This is a genomic window from Achromobacter sp. ES-001, from assembly GCF_019448355.1.
Taxonomy (GTDB): Bacteria; Pseudomonadota; Gammaproteobacteria; order Burkholderiales; family Burkholderiaceae_B; genus Achromobacter; species Achromobacter spanius_B.
In genome coordinates this window covers 653,807-670,906 of sequence record NZ_CP079940.1, presented here as the reverse complement: position 1 = coordinate 670,906, position 17,100 = coordinate 653,807, and the positions used below count along the sequence as shown (strand labels likewise).

Here is a 17,100-nt window from a genome sequence, read left to right as displayed (position 1 = left end):
GTCCCACCAGAAATTGGATAGTCATGAATCACTCGGTACGCCCTCTGCCCGCCCTGCGTTGCCTTCTCGCCGCAAGCTTTTTGATCGCCGCCTCGGCTCAAGCTGCTCCCACCGCGGACCTGACAATCATCGGCCGCATCACCCCGCCTTCGTGCAACCTTGAACTGGCTGGCGGGGGAATACTGAACTTCGGTGAGCACGCGTTCAACTCACTCGCTCACGACGGCACCAAACTGGATTCCAAGACCATCGGCCTGAACATCACCTGCAACGGCAAGACGCGCGTGGGCCTGCACGTTGTAGACAACCGCGCCAGCAGCAAAGTTCTGAAGGCCTCGTTGAACGTCAATGCGTGGGGCTCAACCAACGCCACCATCAACGACCCGTTCATCTTCGGCCTTGGTTCCGTTGCCGGCGCCGACGACACGCAGATTCCTATCGGCGGCTACATGTTCGGTTTCAAGGAAGGCGACGTCCAAGCCGACGACACCAAGGCCACCGTCCTCTACAGCGCGGACAAGCGCACTTGGCTTGCCGAAGCCATACAGCGGCAGTTCATCAGCCCCAATTACACCTATGCGTTCTTCCTGGGTTCGCCGGGCGCCGGCGCCACGCCGGCAGCGGTCGCTTCGGTAACCGGCTCGCTTACCGTCACCCCGACGATCAACCGCGCTGCCGCTCTGCCGACCAGCACTGCCATTGACCTGAATGGCAGCGCCACGATCTCGCTGGTCTACCTGTAAACGCATTGCATAGGGCGCGCTGTGGCGCCCTGTCGCAATCGAACAAGCCCTTATAACAAGCGCGGCGTCTGGCTGTGCGGCCTTCAACGGCCGCACAGCGCCGCTGCCGTTGCATAACGCCAGGGCCAGCTCGCTCGCTGTCTTCCGTGGACGGCATTTGTTCACATCAGGAACGTTCATCATGAAAAACCAATTCTTCGTCGGCGTGGCCTTTGCCACGCTGGCTGCCGCATCGCACGCTGCTGGCAATAGTGACCTCAATGTGACGGGCAAACTCATGCCACCGGCATGCAATGCTCATTTCGGCGGCAACGCAACGCTGGACTTTGACGTCATCGCGTTCAACGCCTTGGACAACAATGGCACGAACCTGGGCAGCAAAGACACCGCCCTGCAGATCAACTGCGGCGGGCCCACGCGCGTCAGCGTTGTCGCGCTGGATAACCGGGCAGGCTCGGGCATCACGATCCAGGAGGCCCCCAACCTGAACTGGCCGTACCAAAACCCCGAAAACGGCAGCAAGTATTCCTGGGGCCTGGGCTTTGCGGACGGCCAAAAAATCAAGACCGGCGCCTTGATCGGACTGATCACCCCCGCTACCACCACGGTCGATGGCGTGCTGCTGACCACGGCCGGTGCGCAGAAGGTCCTTGCACGCCCCACGGGCAGCAGTAGCTGGTCGTTGGCGTCGTCGCATTACTCCCTGAACCTCAGCCCTGACCTCGAATACTCGTTCGGCCCGATTGGCGGCCCCGCCGTACCGATCACGAACGCGCAATTGACAATGGGGCTCACGCCCATGATCGCCCAACCGGCGACCTTGCCGTCCGCGAACGAAATTCCGTTGGATGGGTCGATCACGTTCACTTTGCGTTACCTGTGAGTACGTTCCGGTGGCATACGCACGATCCTGACCATGTTTGCTGACAGGATGACAACCGCGCCACGTCTTTTCGCCTGCTTGGCCCTGGCCGCTGCAAGCAGCACGCATGCCGCGACCGGCCAAGCGAACCTGGTCATCGCCGGTCAACTCACTCCGCCAGCTTGCAATCTGGGGGTTGGCGGAGGGGGTGCCATCGATTTCGGGACGTTGCCGTTCCAAAGCCTGAACCACAACGGCACGTTGCTGCCCGAAGAACGCCCCCGCTTGGAAATCGTTTGTGGCGGCCCGACGCGCGTCGCGTTCACGGTCCATGAAAACCGTCCGGACAGTGCTATCACGCATCAGGAAGCCAGCGCCGCCGGCATGCCCTGGCCTTATCAAAACCCGGTGAACGGCGCACCCCATGCTTGGGGGCTGGGCCGTATCGATGATGTCAAGATCGGCGCCGTCGTACTGCTGGTGCGCCCCCAGGCCACTGTTGTTGATGGCGTTCCGCCCTTCCTGAGCACGTCCATGGTTCTATCCCGTCCAAGTGGGGCGCCAAGCTGGCCGGTTCAATCGGCCGTGGACACCATCAACTTAAATCCCACGGATGAGTACTCATTCGGCAAAGACGCCTCCGTCATGCCAATCACGACCGCGTCCGTGAGCCTGGCGGTGATACCCGTGCTGAACAGAACCGCAGCTTTGCCGACGTCCAAGGAAATCCCGCTTGATGGTTCGGTGACGTTCACGTTGCGCTACCTGTAGCCGCACAGCCGCCCGCAATACAAAAAGGCCCCCGACTTCATCGAAGTCGAGGGCCTTATGTATTTCATGCGCACCGATCGGATCGGTACAACGTGGAGGGCAATTGCCTTGCCATCAGTATTCTTGGCGGACAGAGGGGGATTCGAACCCCCGATACGCTTTTGACGTATACACGCTTTCCAGGCGTGCGCCTTCAACCGCTCGGCCACCTGTCCTAATCGACACTTTTCGGCAGCCAAAAAGACGCTGCGAAAATTGCGAATCCGCGATTCTAGCAGGTTTCGAAGTAACGAGGCAAGCCAGGGAGGAAACAGGGACGCACCACACGTTCGCCGTGGTGCGTCCCGGCCCTTAGTGCGCGGCGGGCGGTTCCTGTTCGCGATATGAGCTGACGGTGCCGTCCGGCTCGGTCTCTTCAAGGCGGACCTTGAAGCCCCACAGGCGCGCCAGATGCTTCATCACCTGCTCGGCGTCATCCCCGGCCAAGGGACGGCCACGGCTTTTCAAATGCCGCAGCACCAAGGAACGGTCCGAATCGCGATTGAAGCGAACCACCTGGATATCGGGCACCTGGTTGTCGCGATTGTGCTGCGCGGCCAACAGCCGGCGGATGTCGCGATAGCCTTCGTCGTTGTGGATGGCAGCCACTTCCAGCTTCGGGTTGGCTTGATGATCCGAGATGGCAAAGAAGCGGAACTCCCGGATCAGGCGCGGCGACAGGTATTGCGAAATGAAGGACTCGTCCTTGAAGTTGCGCATGGCGAAGTCCAACGTTTTTTGCCAGTCGCCGCCCGCGATGTCGGGGAACCACCGGCGGTCCTCATCGGTAGGGGCTTCGCAGATGCGGCGGATGTCCGTCATCATGGCAAAGCCCAGCGCGTACGGGTTGATGCCGCCATAACCGCGCTCATCAAAGCCGCGCTGGCTGACCACGTTGGTATGGCTTTGCAGAAACTCCATCATGAAGCCGTCGTTGACCAGTCCTTTTTCATGCAAGCGGTTCAGGATGGTGTAGTGCCAGAACGTGGCCCACCCTTCGTTCATGACCTTGGTCTGCGTCTGCGGGTAGAAGTACTGGGCGATCTTGCGCACGATACGCACCAGCTCTTTCTGCCACGGCGCCAGCTTGGGCGAGTACTTCTCAATGAAGTACAGCAAGTTCTCTTCGGGCTCGGGGGGGAACGCGGGCGTTTCCGTGCGCGTGTCCTTGTCCGTTTCCAAGCGAGGCAAGGTGCGCCACAGGTCGTTGTATTGCAGCCGCGCATGTTCCTTGCGCTCGGCTTGGCGCGCGGCCTCTTCCTTCAGCGACATGGGCGCCGGACGCTTGTAGCGATCAACCCCGTGGTGGGACAGCGCGTGGCAGGAATCCAGCAGCGCCTCGACGGCGTCAATGCCGTAGCGGTCTTCACACGACATCACATACTTGCGCGCGAACACCAGATAGTCCAGCACGCCATCGGCGTCGGTCCATTGCCGGAACAGGTAATTGCCCTTGAAGAACGAGTTGTGGCCGTAGCAGGCGTGCGCAATCACCAGCGCCTGCATCGTCATGGAGTTTTCTTCCATGAGGTACGAGATGCAGGGGTTGGAGTTGATGACGATTTCGTAAGCCAGGCCCTGCATGCCGCGCCGATAGTATTGCTCGTTGCGGATGAATTCCTTGCCGTACGACCAGTGCGGATAGCCGATGGGCAGGCCGGCCGACGCATAGGCGTCCAGCATTTGTTCCGAGGTAATCACCTCGATCTGGTTCGGATACGTATCCAGGCCGTACTCGGCCGCGACCTTGGAAATCGCGTCGTCATAGGACTGGATCAGTTCGAACGTCCATTCGGAACCTTGGGAAATCGGCCGAGCCCCGCCGGCCGATTTCGGCTCCACGAGAGCACCCACGATGGCATTCATGCGGTTTCCTTCTTGAACAGGTCATGGAACACGGGAAAGATTTCGCCGCGATCGCAGATGCGCCGCATAACGAAATGCGGCTCCAGCTTCTGTTCATACTCGGCCCACAGGCTGCTCTTGCGAGCCTCTTGCGAGTCGGGAATTTCGATATAGGCGAAATACCGTGTCGACGGCAGCAAGTGTTCCGCCAGGAAGCGCGCGCTTTTACCCGCGTCGGCGCCAAACGAATCGCCGTCACTGGCTTGCGCCGCGTACACGTTCCACGCCGAAGGCGGATAGCGCTTTTCCAGAATCTCGCGCATCAGCTCCAATGCCGACAACACAATGGTGCCGCCGCTCTTGGGGTCGTAGAAGAAAGTCTGCTCATCGACTTCCTCGGCGTTGTCGGTGTGGCGGATGAAAACCAGGTCCACGTGTTCGTACTTGCGCGACAGGAACAGATACAGCAGGGTGAAGAAGCGCTTGGCCAGGTCCTTCTTGCCTTCGTCCATGGAACCGGACACGTCCATCAGGCAGAACATGACCGCGCGCGCCATCGGGATGGCCACGGACACGCGATTGCGGTAGCGCAGGTCAAGGTCATCCAGGAACGGCACACGGGCGAGGCGCTCGCGGCAATCTTCGACGTCCTGCTCCAGCGTGCGGATCGTCGCGGCGGGCGCACCCGCCGCGCGTGCATCGGCCAAGGCCTTTTCCGCGTCTTCGAGATCGGCGCGGGCCTTTACGTTCAGTGAAACCCGGCGGGCCAGCGATGACTTGAGCGTACGGCTGATGCTCAACATGCTGGGCGAACCGGTCGTGGTGTAGCCCGCGCGCTGCCACTTCTTTTGGCTGACTTCGCCCAACTGGTTGCGCGCCAGATGCGGCAGTTCCAGGTCCTCGAAGAACAGATTCAGAAACTCGGCCCGTGACAGGCTGAAGGTGAATTGGTCGACCGATTCCCCTTCGCCCGGCTCGGACCCGCCCTCGCCTTGGCCTCCCTGCGGCCGGTCGATGGTGTCACCCTTGGCAAACTCGCGATTGCCAGGGTGGACCATTTCGCGGTCACCGCCCGATCCGTGCCGGAAAGTCGGCTCGGAAATATCCCGGGCGGGCAGGTTGATCTCTCCGCCTTGATCCATATCCTGAATGGAGCGGTCACGGATCATCCCGTGAACCGCCTTGCGGATCTGGTCCTTGTAGCGCCGCAAAAAACGCTCGCGGTTGACGGCGCTTTTATTGCGCCCGTTAAGACGGCGATCGATCAGTGAATTCATGATTCACCTCGCTCAGGAAGACTTCCTCACTCGGAGGTACCACTCGCACAGCAGCCTGACCTGCTTTTCCGTGTAGCCCTTTTCCACCATGCGATCCACAAAGCTCTGGTGTTTCGTTTTGTCCTCGGCCGAAGCCTTGGCGTTGAACGAAATCACCGGCAGCAGATCTTCCGTATTCGAGAACATCTTCTTCTCGATCACTTCGCGCAGCTTTTCATAGCTGGTCCAGGTCGGGTTGCGGCCATTGTTATTGGCGCGCGCCCGCAGCACGAAGTTCACGATCTCGTTGCGGAAGTCCTTCGGGTTCGCAATACCTGCCGGCTTCTCGATCTTTTCCAGCTCGTCGTTCAACGCGCTGCGATCGAAGCTTTCGCCCGTTTCCGGATCACGGAATTCTTCGTCCTGAATCCAGCAGTCGGCAAACGTGACGTAGCGGTCAAAGATGTTCTGGCCATACTCCGAATACGACTCAAGATAGGCGGTCTGAATTTCCTTGCCGATGAATTCCGCATAACGCGGCGCCAGGAACCCCTTGATGAATTCAAGATAGCGACGGCGAATTTCTTCCGGATAGTCTTCGCGCCCGATGCGTTGCTCAAGCACATACATCAGATGCACGGGGTTGGCCGCTACCTCGGTCTGGTCGTAGTTGAAGACGCTGGACAGGATCTTGTACGCGAAACGCGTCGACACGCCATTCATGCCTTCATCGGTGCCCGCGTAGTCCTTGTACTCTTGCAGCGCCTTGGCCTTGGGGTCCACGTCTTTCAGGCTTTCGCCGTCATAGACGCGCAACTTGGAATAGATGCTGGAGTTTTCAGGTTCCTTCAGACGCGTCAGCACCGAGAACTGGGCCATCATATCCAGCGTTCCCGGCGCGCACGGTGCGGCCGACAACGAGCTGTGATGCAACAGCTTTTCGTAGATGCGGACTTCTTCAGACACCTGCAAGCAGTACGGCACCTTGACGATATAGATACGATCAAGGAACGCTTCGTTGTGCTTGTTGTTGCGGAAGGTCTGCCATTCCGATTCGTTCGAGTGCGCCAGGATCGTGCCGTTGAACGGAATCGCGGAAAAGCCTTCGGTGCCCTTGAAGTTGCCTTCCTGCGTGGCCGTCAGCAGCGGGTGCAGCATCTTGATCGGGGCCTTGAACATTTCCACGAATTCCAACAGCCCCTGGTTCGCCAGGCACAAGCCGCCGGAGTAGCTGTAAGCGTCCGGGTCGTCTTGCGAATGTCGATCCAGCTTGCGGATGTCGACCTTGCCGACCAGCGAGGAAATGTCCTGGTTGTTTTCGTCGCCCGGTTCGGTCTTGGCGATGGCCACTTGACGCAACACCGACGGGTTCAAGCGCACGACACGGAATTGCGAGATGTCGCCGTCGAACTCCTTCAGCCGCTTGACCGCCCACGGCGACATGATGCCCGTCAGGTACCGGCGCGGAATGCCGTATTCCTTTTCAAGCGTGTCGCCAAAGCGTTCCGGATGGAACAAGCCCAGCGGCGATTCATTGACGGGGGAACCCTTCAGGGCATAGATGGGATAGCTTTCCATCAGGGCCTTCAGACGTTCGGCGATGGACGACTTACCGCCACCGACGGGGCCCAGCAGATAGAGGATTTGCTTGCGCTCTTCCAGCCCTTGCGCGGCGTGTTTGAAGAACGCGACGATCTGACCGATCACGTCCTCCATGCCGTAGAACTCCTGAAACGCCGGATAGCGCCGGATGGTCCGGTTGGAAAACAAACGGGAAAGACGTGGGTCGTTGCGCGTATCCACGACTTCGGGTTCGCCGATCGCCGCCAGCATGCGCTCAGCGGGGCTGGCATACGCCATGGGATCACGTTTGGCGAGGTTCAGATACTCCTCAAGAGAAAGCTCTGACTCCTGCTCTCTTGCATACTGCGACTTGAAGCCTTCGACGATGTTTTGCACGGAAACCTCCTACAACACGCGAAAAATTCACTACGCCTACGTGTCCCCATTGTGCCTAAGTGCCGACGCTTTACCAGTCAATCTCGCGTTTGGCGTTTTCGGCCAGTTGTTATGTTGCTTTCGCCACACATCAACCATGAAGCACGGTCGGACCCTTTCCAGTTAGGCTGCAAGCGCCTGACACAAGTTCCGTCAGGGAATGCAACTTACGTGAATAAGTTAACTCGCTCATCTTCAGCATATTGCTATGGCAGCCATGCGTGGTGCGACCGCACATGAAATGGACGGCAATGATTTGAAGGGATGAGCGATATCCCGGTGGATTCTTATGATTCGAGCAGTAGCTCGATGCGTCCGCCATGCGATGGCGGCGAACGTTCTGAAGAGCGCGTTGCGCTTCATTCAGCAGCGTGCCGGTCGGTTATGAAACAGCGCCGATACTGCGGCACGGGAATCCGTGGTGACGTGGGCGCATAGCACTTTGCGGTGATGGCCGCAGGCAGGAAGCGCCAAGTCATGTGTCTATGCTAAAGCCAATTGACGGTTTTGTGGCAATTCATTTGGCGTAATGATCAAAATCGTAATGCGGGTTTTCAGCAAGCAAAGGAGCGAGCAAACAGTCGCAAACTTTGCCGCAATTGCCGTGCCGGACACGACGCAAAGCATCGTCAATGCGTCGTGAAAAACGCGATTGGCAGCCGCCTGTGACGAGTGCTAGCACCTTGCCTTGAACGTGCGACGATGTTCAAACCAAGACCGCATCAAACCGACGTCGGCAACGCCACGCGCTGCATCAGCTCGCGCCAAGTGGCTTGCACGCGAGCACGCAAACGCAGGTCCGCGCCCACCATGACGCTGTCGATAAATTCGTAGCGGTGCGCGGCATCCAAGTGCTCAAGCATGGGCAAACGGACCATGCCCGCCGCGTCGCCAAGCAGGACAGGCGCCAGATACAACAGCAATTCGTCGACGCAGCCCGCGCCGACCAACGCGCCGCTCAGGCCGGCACCGGCCTCGACGTGCACTTCGTTGAACTCTGCTTGCGCGAACCAGCGCATCATGCCGCCAAGGTCCACGCGACCCGGCACGGCCCCCGGCATGTGGATGACGCGCGCGTTCTTGTCGGCCAGCCGTGAGGCCTTGGCGGCATCTTCGCGCGCGGTGAACAGAATCACTGGCCCCCCATCGAACAGGCGGGCATCTTCGGGAATGGCAAATTGGCCATCAACGACGGCTTTGCGCGGCTGGCGCGGTGTGTCGACGTCGCGCACGTTCAGCAGCGGATTGTCTTTCAACACGGTGCCCATCCCGGTCAGCACGACGCAGCTGCGTGCGCGCCACCGGTGGCCATCCGCCCGGGCTTGCGGCCCGGTAATCCATTGCGACATCCCGTTATGCAGCGCGCTGCGCCCATCCAGCGACGCCGCCATCTTCATCCACACCCAGGGCAAGCCGTGGCTCATGCGCGAAATAAAACCGGCATTCAACGCAAGCGCTTCTTGAACGCACACGCCCGTCGTCACCTGGATGCCGGCGGCGCGCAAGCGCGCCAGCCCCTGTCCGTTGACCAGCGGGTTGGGGTCGCCGATGGCGACGACCACGCGCGCCGGCCGGGCCGCCAGCACGGCGTCAACACAAGGCGGTGTGCGCCCGAAATGGCTGCAGGGCTCAAGCGTGACGTAGATCGTGGCGCCTGTTACGTCGTGGCCACGCGCCTTGGCGTCACGCAACGCGCCGATTTCGGCATGAGGGCCGCCTGGAGGCTGTGTGGCGCCCTCTCCCAGCACTTGCCCATCGCGCACGATGACGCAGCCTACGCGCGGGTTCGGCGCGGTGGTGTAAAGCACGCTTTCGGCCAGCGCCAGGGCGCGGCGCATCCAGGAAATATCGTCGGATTCGCTTGGGTGTGTCATGGCGGAATTGTATGTCCGGCGACGCGCATGCGGTCGTTCCGGCAGGCCGCGGATAGGGGTAAGCTGCTGCCAGGGACCTCGCAACAGGAATGTCCGTTTTGGGCCGATAACTGGCCCGGGAATGGCTCGCCGGGCGCTGCAAGGCGTCGCATAATACCGCTACCCCCTCAAAAACCCTAGGCCTGGAGGCCGGACCATGAAACAAGCACTGATCGTCATCGACGTCCAAGAGTCTTTTCGGCAACGTCCGTTTTGGGACGAAACCGAGTACCCCGCGTTCGTGACGCAGCTCCAGGGCCTGATCGATTCGGCGCGCGCCAAAGACATTCCGGTGCTGCAGGTGTTTCACAAAAGCCCGTCGGACGACGCGTCCAACCCCTTCTCGCTGGCTTCGGGACAAGTCAAAACGCTTGCCGAGCTCCGCATTTCGCCCACGGCCGTTTTCCACAAAACTGTGCATTCGTCGCTGTTTGCGGTTGATGCCAACGGCGCAACGCTGCACGATTGGTTGCGTGAAAACGGGGTGGGAGGCGTCATCGTCAGCGGCATCCGCACTGAACAATGCTGCGAAACCACCTCGCGCCATGCCAGCGATGCGGGTTTCAAAGTGGTGTTTCCGACGGACGCCACGCTGACCTTCGCGATGCAAAGCCCTTCGGGCAAGCATTACAGCCCGGCCGAGATTCGCGACCATACCGAACTGGTACTGAACGTCCGCTTCGCGCGCATTGCGCGGGCAGCGGACGCGCTGGCGGGCTGAAACGAGGCCGGGCACCCATGATTCCGGTGTATTTCGTTCTACCGCGCGGCATTGTTCTCCTGGACCTGGCGGGGCCGGCGGAAGCGTTCCGCGTGGCCAACAAGCTGTGCCCGGGTACGTTCGAACAGCACTTTTGCGGACCCTCACCGGAAGTGGAAAGCGGGATTGCAGGCTTGCATCTGGCCCGCATCCGGCCACTGCCGGCGGCGCTGCCGGCCAATGCGCTGGTCATTATTTCGGGCGTGGTCGGCCAACACACCCGCCTGGAGGACCCCGACGCGCACGCCATCATCAAATGGCTGGCCGTTCGCCATCCCGCCGACGGCTTCACGCTGATGACGGTGTGCGCGGGCGCGCTGTTTGCGGCCTCGGCGGGGCTGACCCGCCAGCGCGACTGCACCACCCACCACTCATGCCTGGCGCAACTGAGCAGTATTGATCCCAGCGCCCGCGTGCATGACAACCGCATCTTCATCGAAGACGGCAACCTGGTCAGCAGCGCGGGCATCACCGCCGGCATCGACCTGGCGCTGCATATGGTCGCGCGTCACTGCGGGCCGCGCGTGGCCAGCGAAGTCGCGCGCGAGATGGTCGTCTACCAGCGCCGCGCGGGCACCGATACCGCGCTGTCGCCATGGCTGGAACACCGCAGCCACATGCACCCCACCGTGCATCGCGTGCAGGACGCGGTGGTTCGCGATCCCGCCGCGCCATGGTCCGCGCAATCGTTGGCGGACCAGGCGCACACCAGCCCTCGGCACCTTACTCGGCTGTTCCGTGAGCACGCCGGTTGCACGCCGATGGACTACCTGTACCAGATCCGGGTGGCGCTGGCGCGCGACTTGCTGCGTGAAACCCGGCTGGACCTGGAGCGCGTGGCCGAAAAATCCGGGTTCGGATCTGCCCAGCACATGCGCCGCGTCTGGCGCAAGTTTCAGCCCCAATCCCCCAGCCTGGCGCGTTCGGCGCCCATGAAATAGCGGCGCCGAAGCGCCGCTATTTCACCGTCATATCGCCACCGCCCGACAACGCCGGCCTCTGCCAGCGTCGACTTATTCCTTGCGCAACTTGCCTGGCAGCAGTGGCCCCTGCATTTCACGGATGGCCTCGACGAATTCGCCGATGTCCTCGAAGCTTTTGTAGACCGAGGCAAAGCGAACGTACGCCACCTTATCCAGCTTGCGCAGCTCGTTCATGACCAGCTCGCCGATATGTTCCGACGGCACTTCGCGTAGCCCGCTGGCCAGCAATTGCTCTTCGATGCGTGCGACCGCGGCGTCCACGTCTTCAGTACTGACGGGTCGCTTGCGCAGGGCCAGGCTCAGGCTGGCGCGCAGCTTGACGGGATCGTAGTCGCTGCGGCTGCCATTGCGCTTCACGATGGAAGGCATGGCAAGTTCCACCCGTTCGTAGGTGGTGAATCGCTTGTCACAGGACAGGCAACGGCGGCGGCGACGGATGGCGTCGCCCTCTTCCGACACCCGGCTGTCGACGACCTGCGTTTCGGCATTGCCGCAAAATGGACACCGCATGTGTGTTCCCTATAGGCACGAATGGCAAAATTTGAGCATATTGTAACGACGCGCCCATGGGAAGCGCCGACAGGGATTAATTTGTCCCTAATATTTTCGCTGAATGGCGCGAGGATACCGCAGTGCCGCGCAAAGCAAAGGGACGGCGCCTTGCGGGGCCGTCCCTTTATCCGTCGCCCGCGCGGCGAACCGCGCAGGCTGATTGCTTACCGCGTATGGCTTAACGCTTGCCGTACACGGGCAGGCGCGAGGTCAACTCGTTGACCCGGGCACGCACGGCGGCGATGTTGGCTTCGTCGCGCGGGTTGTCCAGCACGTCGGCGATCAGGTTGGCGGTGAGTTCGGCGTCGGCTTCAGTGAAACCGCGCGTGGTCATGGCCGGGGTGCCCAGGCGGATGCCGCTGGTCACGAAGGGCTTTTCCGGGTCGTTCGGGATGGCGTTCTTGTTGACCGTGATGTGGGCCTGGCCCAGCACGGCTTCCGCTTCCTTGCCGGTGATGCCTTTGGAGCGCAGGTCAACCAACATGACGTGGCTTTCCGTACGGCCGGACACGATGCGCAATCCGCGCTTGACCAGCGTGTCGGCCAGCACCTTGGCGTTCTTGACCACTTGTTGCGCGTAGTCCTTGAAGCCGGGTTCCAGCGCTTCCTTGAAGGCCACTGCCTTGCCGGCGATGACGTGCATCAGCGGGCCGCCTTGAATGCCGGGGAAGATGGCCGAATTGATGATCTTCTCGTGCTCGGCCTTCATCATGATGACGCCACCGCGCGGGCCGCGCAGCGACTTGTGCGTGGTCGACGTGACGAAGTCGGCATGGGGAACCGGATTGGGATAGGCGCCGCCGGCGACCAGACCCGCGTAGTGGGCGATGTCGACCATGAACAGCGCGCCGTTTTCGCGGGCGATGCGGGCCATGCGTTCGAAGTCGATGTGCAGGGCGTATGCCGACGCGCCAGCCACGATCAGCTTGGGCTTGTGTTCCTTGGCCAGCTGCTCGACTTGCGCGTAGTTCAGGACTTCGTTTTCGTCCAGGCCGTACGAGATGAAGTTGTACAGCTTGCCGGAAGCGTTGACCGAGGCGCCGTGCGTCAGGTGGCCGCCTTCAGCCAGGCTCATGCCCAGCACGGTGTCGCCCGGCTTGAGCACGGCCATGTACACGCCCTGGTTCGCTTGCGAGCCCGAGTTCGGTTGTACGTTGGCGGCTTCAGCGCCAAAAATCTGCTTCAGGCGGTCGATAGCCAGTTGCTCGACCACATCCACGTATTCGCAACCGCCGTAGTAACGCTTGCCCGGGTAGCCTTCGGCGTACTTGTTCGTGAGCTGCGTGCCTTGGGCTTCCATGACGGCCGGGCTGGCGTAGTTCTCCGAAGCGATCAGCTCGATGTGCTGCTCTTGGCGAACGTCTTCCTTCTGGATGGCGGCCCAAACGTCCGGGTCAGCCTTGGACAAGGTAAGGTTGCGGTCAAACATGACGGGGGATTCCTGAGGCGGTAAGAGAGGAGAAAGCAGTGTCGGGTGGGTAAACCCGAAGAATTTGCGTAGTTTACCGCGTCAACCAGAATCAATTGCCGCCAAAATGCGCCGAAGGCAGGCAATTTTCGGCCGACGGGCGCGAAAACCACGGCACAGGCTGACGGCGGGAAATCGCGCTCATACCGACTTGAACAAGATTCATGCAAGGCGCCGCATAAAAAAAGGGCCGCACTCAACGGCGGCCCTTTTGGTTTTTGCAACGGCGTCAGGTCGCTGACGTTGCGCCGATCTGTTTAGGCGCCAGCCGCGGGTTCAGCGTGTAGGTGCCCGTGACCGAAGCCTGCGCCAGCACGTGCTTTTGCATGGCGCGCAGCGCGTCTTCGCCAGTGAATGAACCGTTCAGGTTCAGGCTCTGGACGTCCAGCGCATACAGCGTGAACACGTAGCGGTGGACGATGGAATCGTTCCAGGGCGGGCACGGGCCGTCGTAGCCGAAGTAGTCACCGCTCATGTCGTGGTCGTTGGCAAACCAGGACGAATACGAGTTGATGCCCTGGCGGGCGTCCATCGGCGCCAGCGGGCCGCCTTTTCCGCGCGGCGTGATCCCATTGGAGAACGCGCCTTCGTCGATTTCGCGAAGATCCGCCGGCAGGTCCACCAGCACCCAATGGAAGAAATCAACGCGGGGCAGGTCGGCGGGCACTTCGCGGCCTTCCTGGTTGACGTCATCGGGCTGCGACGGCACGTCCGGATCATGGCAGATCAACGCAAACGACTGCGTTCCCGCTGGGACGTCGTCCCACGAAAACTGCGGGTTGTGGTTGTCTGCCAGCGCGACGTGCGATTGCGCATCGACTTTGCCGAACGCATAACGCTCGGGAATCGACTCGTGATCGGAAAAAGACAAACTCGAAAGTTTCATGTCGTGCTCCTTGAAATGCCGCAAAGGCGTACCAGCCTTCGTCCGTACCCTCAGCGTATCAAAACTTCGCAATCATGGGTTCAAGTTAACACGCGCGAACTTGCGCTTGCCCACTTGCACCACGTAGGTGCCCGCCGGCAATTGCAACGATTTATCTTCCACCCGATCGCCATTGACACGCACCCCGCCCTGCTCGACATTGCGCTGCGCCTCGGAACCGGATGCGACCAGGCCGGCCTCGCGCAGCAGCTTCAGGATGCCGACGGGCGCGCCGCCGATATTCACTTCGGGCATGTCTTCGGGGATGGCGCCGTCACGGAAGCGCGCCTCGAACGAGGCCAGCGCGTCGTCCGCCGCCTTGGCCGAATGAAAGCGCGTGATGATTTCCTGAGCCAGCATGACTTTGGCATCACGCGGGTTGCGGCCGCCATCCGTCTCTTGCTTGAGGGCAGCGATGTCTTCCAGCGAGCGGAACGACAGCAGTTCGAAGTAGCGCCACATCAGCGTGTCCGAAATGGACATCAGCTTGCCGAACATCGAATCGGGCGACTCTGAAATACCGATGTAGTTGCCCTTGGACTTGGACATTTTCTCGACGCCGTCGGTACCGACCAGCAGCGGCATCGTCAAAATGCACTGGGGCTCCTGGCCGTATTCCTTTTGCAGCTCGCGCCCGACCAGCAAGTTGAATTTCTGATCGGTGCCCCCCAGCTCCAGATCGGACTTCAGCGCCACGGAGTCATAGCCCTGCATCAACGGATACAGGAATTCGTGCACCGAAATCGGGATGCCACCCTTGAAGCGCTTGGTGAAATCCTCGCGTTCCATCATGCGGGCAACCGTATAACGGGACGCCAGCTGGATCATGCCCCGAGCACCCAGCGGATCGCACCATTCGGAGTTGTAGCGGATCTCGGTACGCGCCGGGTCCAGCACCAGGCTGGCCTGCGCGTAATACGTCTTGGCGTTGGACTCGATCTGCTCGCGCGTGAGCGGCGGGCGGGTGCTGTTGCGGCCGCTGGGGTCGCCGATGGTCGAGGTGAAATCGCCGATCAGGAAGATGACGTTGTGGCCAAGGTCCTGCAACTGGCGCATCTTGTTCAGCACCACCGTGTGGCCCAGATGGATGTCGGGCGCGGTGGGGTCCAGCCCCAATTTGATGCGCAGCGGCACACCGGTGGCGCGGCTCTTTGCCAGCTTGCGCGCGAATTCGGATTCAACCAGCAGTTCGTCGCAACCGCGCTTGGCTATACGCAGATCAGCTTCGACTTCAGGAGTGATAGGGGCTTCAGAGGGAGACATGGCAGGGGGACCAAAGCGGCTTCAGCCGACAAAAAGGTGTAAAAAGTGACGAAAACTATCGAAAATTCTAGCCGAATCAGCTAGGATACCGCCCAATCATACGCAACTGCCATATATACGCAGTTGTGGTTCGGTCTACCACCCGTTGTTCACAAGATGCGCCCCGCGCCAGCCCTTGCCCCGGATATCGTGGCGCGCGGGGGCCGTTCGTGTCACGCACCCTGCGAGCTCATGCCACCTGAGAGGGTATCTTCACGATGAATCGTGGCCTCCACGAACTGGCGAGTAGCATCAAGCGCAAAGTTGCTGCCCTGTTTGCGCCCGTTGAGCCCAAGCCGCATCGCTCGGGACTTTTCCGTCGCACTGTTCTCGTCACCGCTATTGGTCTGTTTGCCGGCGCCGCCGCCCTGGGCATGGTGCAGCAACCCGACCGCTCCGAACTCCCCCCGTCCCGCATCATCCAGAGCGTTCTGCCGCTGACAGCCGAGCAGGTCGAAGTCAGCACGCCCAGCGCCGCGCCGTACATCAGCGAAACCCGCATTCGCTCCGGCGACACGCTGGCCGCGGTGTTGCAGCGCCTGGAGCTGGACGCGCCCAGCCTGCAAACGTTCCTGACGCATGACCCCAGCGCCCGCAGCATCTACAAGCTGTACCCGGGCCGCTCGGTGCAAGCCGCCACAGACGAACAGGGCAACCTGATCTGGCTGCGTTACATCCACACGCCGGGCAACGAGACCGACGGCCAGGTCGTCACGCGCATGCTGCACGTCGCCCCTGCCGGCGACACCTACAAGGCCGAGGAAGTCACCGAAAGCACCGAGCGCCAGACGCGCGTTGCCGTGGGCACGATCAAGTCGTCGCTCTTTGGCGCGACCGACTCCGCCGGCATTCCGGACTCGGTCACCATGCAGATGGCCGACATCCTCAGCGCCAAGATCGACTTCCTGCGAGACCTGCGCCAAGGCGACCAGTTCCGTGTGGTCTACGAAGTCCGCTCGCACGACGGCCGCTATGCCGGCGCGGGCCGCGTGCTGGCTCTGGAATTCATCAACGGCGGCAAGACCTACAACGCCGTCTGGTTCAGCCCTGACGAAAAATCCGGTTCGTACTACGACTTCGACGGCACCAGCCTGCGTGGTGCGTTCCTGCGCACCGCGTTGAAGTTCAGCCGTATCAGCTCGACCTTCGGCATGCGCATGCATCCCATCCACAAAACGTGGACGGGTCACAAGGGCGTGGACTACGCGGCGCCTTCGGGCACGCCGATCCACTCCACGGCGGATGGCACGGTCGAGTTCTCGGGCTGGCAGAACGGTTACGGCAACGTCGTCATCGTGAAGCACCACGGCAAGTATTCGACGCTGTACGCGCACCAGAGCCGCATCGCCGAAGGCATTACCAAGGGCGCCAAGATCTCGCAGGGGCAACTGCTGGGCTATGTCGGTTCCACCGGCTGGGCCACCGGCCCGCACCTGCACTACGAGTTCCGCGTGGACAACCAGCCGATCGACCCACTGGCGGTGGACCTGCCCGTTGCTCGTGCCCTGGAACCGGCGGAAGTCCGTGCATTCAACAATGCCGTGGCGCCCTACAAGCAACAGATCCAACTGCTGACGCAATTCCAGCAGACACTGCCCGACGCGCTGACCAACGTGGCCAGCCGCTAGGCGGCCAGATCCGCAAACGTCCAGAAAGGCGGCCCGCGCAAACTCTGCCGGCCGC

14 protein-coding genes and 1 tRNA gene are annotated in these 17,100 nt (G+C 61.2%); 6 read left to right on the top strand and 9 right to left on the bottom strand.

Translation table 11 applies throughout. The features are described from left to right. Positions 1 to 23: 23 nt before the first annotated feature. The 3 genes from KYT87_RS02915 (at position 24) to KYT87_RS02905 (ending at position 2,376) form a co-directional block, all read left to right on the top strand. Positions 24 to 743, top strand: a complete 720-nt coding sequence (locus KYT87_RS02915) for a DUF1120 domain-containing protein (protein WP_052946066.1) — start codon at positions 24 to 26, stop codon at positions 741 to 743. A 181-nt stretch (positions 744 to 924) separates the two neighbouring features. Further along, positions 925 to 1,626 (top strand): DUF1120 domain-containing protein, encoded by a 702-nt coding sequence (locus KYT87_RS02910; protein ID WP_046806120.1) that lies wholly within the window; start codon positions 925 to 927, stop codon positions 1,624 to 1,626. Positions 1,627 to 1,659: 33 nt separating this feature from the next. Continuing rightward, the gene (locus KYT87_RS02905) at positions 1,660 to 2,376 is read left to right on the top strand and encodes a DUF1120 domain-containing protein (protein ID WP_219991670.1); all 717 of its coding nucleotides are present in this window, start codon (positions 1,660 to 1,662) and stop codon (positions 2,374 to 2,376) included. A 124-nt stretch (positions 2,377 to 2,500) separates the two neighbouring features. On the opposite strand, the gene KYT87_RS02900 is transcribed toward KYT87_RS02905, so the two are convergent. The 5 genes from KYT87_RS02900 to ribD all read right to left on the bottom strand — a co-directional run bounded on the left by KYT87_RS02900 (position 2,501) and on the right by ribD (position 9,352). Then, positions 2,501 to 2,591 (bottom strand) — tRNA-Ser (locus tag KYT87_RS02900). 136 nt (positions 2,592 to 2,727) lie between these two features. Continuing rightward, positions 2,728 to 4,281, bottom strand: a complete 1,554-nt coding sequence (locus KYT87_RS02895) for a SpoVR family protein (RefSeq protein ID WP_046806119.1) — start codon at positions 4,279 to 4,281, stop codon at positions 2,728 to 2,730. Beyond that, complete coding sequence (locus KYT87_RS02890) at positions 4,278 to 5,537, bottom strand: YeaH/YhbH family protein (protein WP_046806118.1); 1,260 nt, start codon at positions 5,535 to 5,537, stop codon at positions 4,278 to 4,280. The genes KYT87_RS02895 and KYT87_RS02890 overlap by 4 nt, the downstream gene beginning before the upstream one ends. A 12-nt stretch (positions 5,538 to 5,549) precedes the next feature. Then, on the bottom strand, positions 5,550 to 7,466 hold the full coding sequence (locus KYT87_RS02885; protein ID WP_370512763.1) for a PrkA family serine protein kinase: 1,917 nt from the start codon (positions 7,464 to 7,466) through the stop codon (positions 5,550 to 5,552). Positions 7,467 to 8,236: 770 nt separating this feature from the next. Beyond that, positions 8,237 to 9,352: a bifunctional diaminohydroxyphosphoribosylaminopyrimidine deaminase/5-amino-6-(5-phosphoribosylamino)uracil reductase RibD gene (ribD, locus tag KYT87_RS02880; protein ID WP_219992586.1), complete on the bottom strand. Its 1,116-nt coding sequence runs from the start codon at positions 9,350 to 9,352 to the stop codon at positions 8,237 to 8,239. 232 nt (positions 9,353 to 9,584) lie between these two features. On the opposite strand from ribD, the gene KYT87_RS02875 reads away from it, so the two are divergent. Continuing rightward, the gene (locus KYT87_RS02875) at positions 9,585 to 10,148 is read left to right on the top strand and encodes an isochorismatase family protein (protein WP_219991669.1); all 564 of its coding nucleotides are present in this window, start codon (positions 9,585 to 9,587) and stop codon (positions 10,146 to 10,148) included. A 17-nt stretch (positions 10,149 to 10,165) separates the two neighbouring features. Next, positions 10,166 to 11,128: a GlxA family transcriptional regulator gene (locus KYT87_RS02870; protein WP_219991668.1), complete on the top strand. Its 963-nt coding sequence runs from the start codon at positions 10,166 to 10,168 to the stop codon at positions 11,126 to 11,128. Positions 11,129 to 11,200: 72 nt separating this feature from the next. Here the strand turns inward: KYT87_RS02870 and nrdR are convergent, their stop codons facing one another. From nrdR to tyrS, 4 genes are all read right to left on the bottom strand, one after another. Continuing rightward, the gene (nrdR, locus tag KYT87_RS02865; protein WP_046806113.1) at positions 11,201 to 11,680 is read right to left on the bottom strand and encodes a transcriptional regulator NrdR; all 480 of its coding nucleotides are present in this window, start codon (positions 11,678 to 11,680) and stop codon (positions 11,201 to 11,203) included. 220 nt (positions 11,681 to 11,900) lie between these two features. Then, entirely contained in the window at positions 11,901 to 13,151 is a 1,251-nt protein-coding gene (glyA, locus tag KYT87_RS02860; protein ID WP_046806112.1) for a serine hydroxymethyltransferase, read from the bottom strand. Between the two features lie 268 nt (positions 13,152 to 13,419). Beyond that, a complete protein-coding gene (locus KYT87_RS02855) occupies positions 13,420 to 14,076 on the bottom strand; it encodes a YbhB/YbcL family Raf kinase inhibitor-like protein (protein ID WP_104145164.1) in 657 nt (218 codons plus the stop codon). A gap of 72 nt (positions 14,077 to 14,148) precedes the next feature. Then, entirely contained in the window at positions 14,149 to 15,378 is a 1,230-nt protein-coding gene (gene tyrS, locus KYT87_RS02850; RefSeq protein WP_120153768.1) for a tyrosine--tRNA ligase, read from the bottom strand. 257 nt (positions 15,379 to 15,635) lie between these two features. On the opposite strand from tyrS, the gene KYT87_RS02845 reads away from it, so the two are divergent. Next, entirely contained in the window at positions 15,636 to 17,045 is a 1,410-nt protein-coding gene (locus tag KYT87_RS02845) for a peptidoglycan DD-metalloendopeptidase family protein (RefSeq protein WP_046806109.1), read from the top strand. Positions 17,046 to 17,100: the final 55 nt, after the last annotated feature.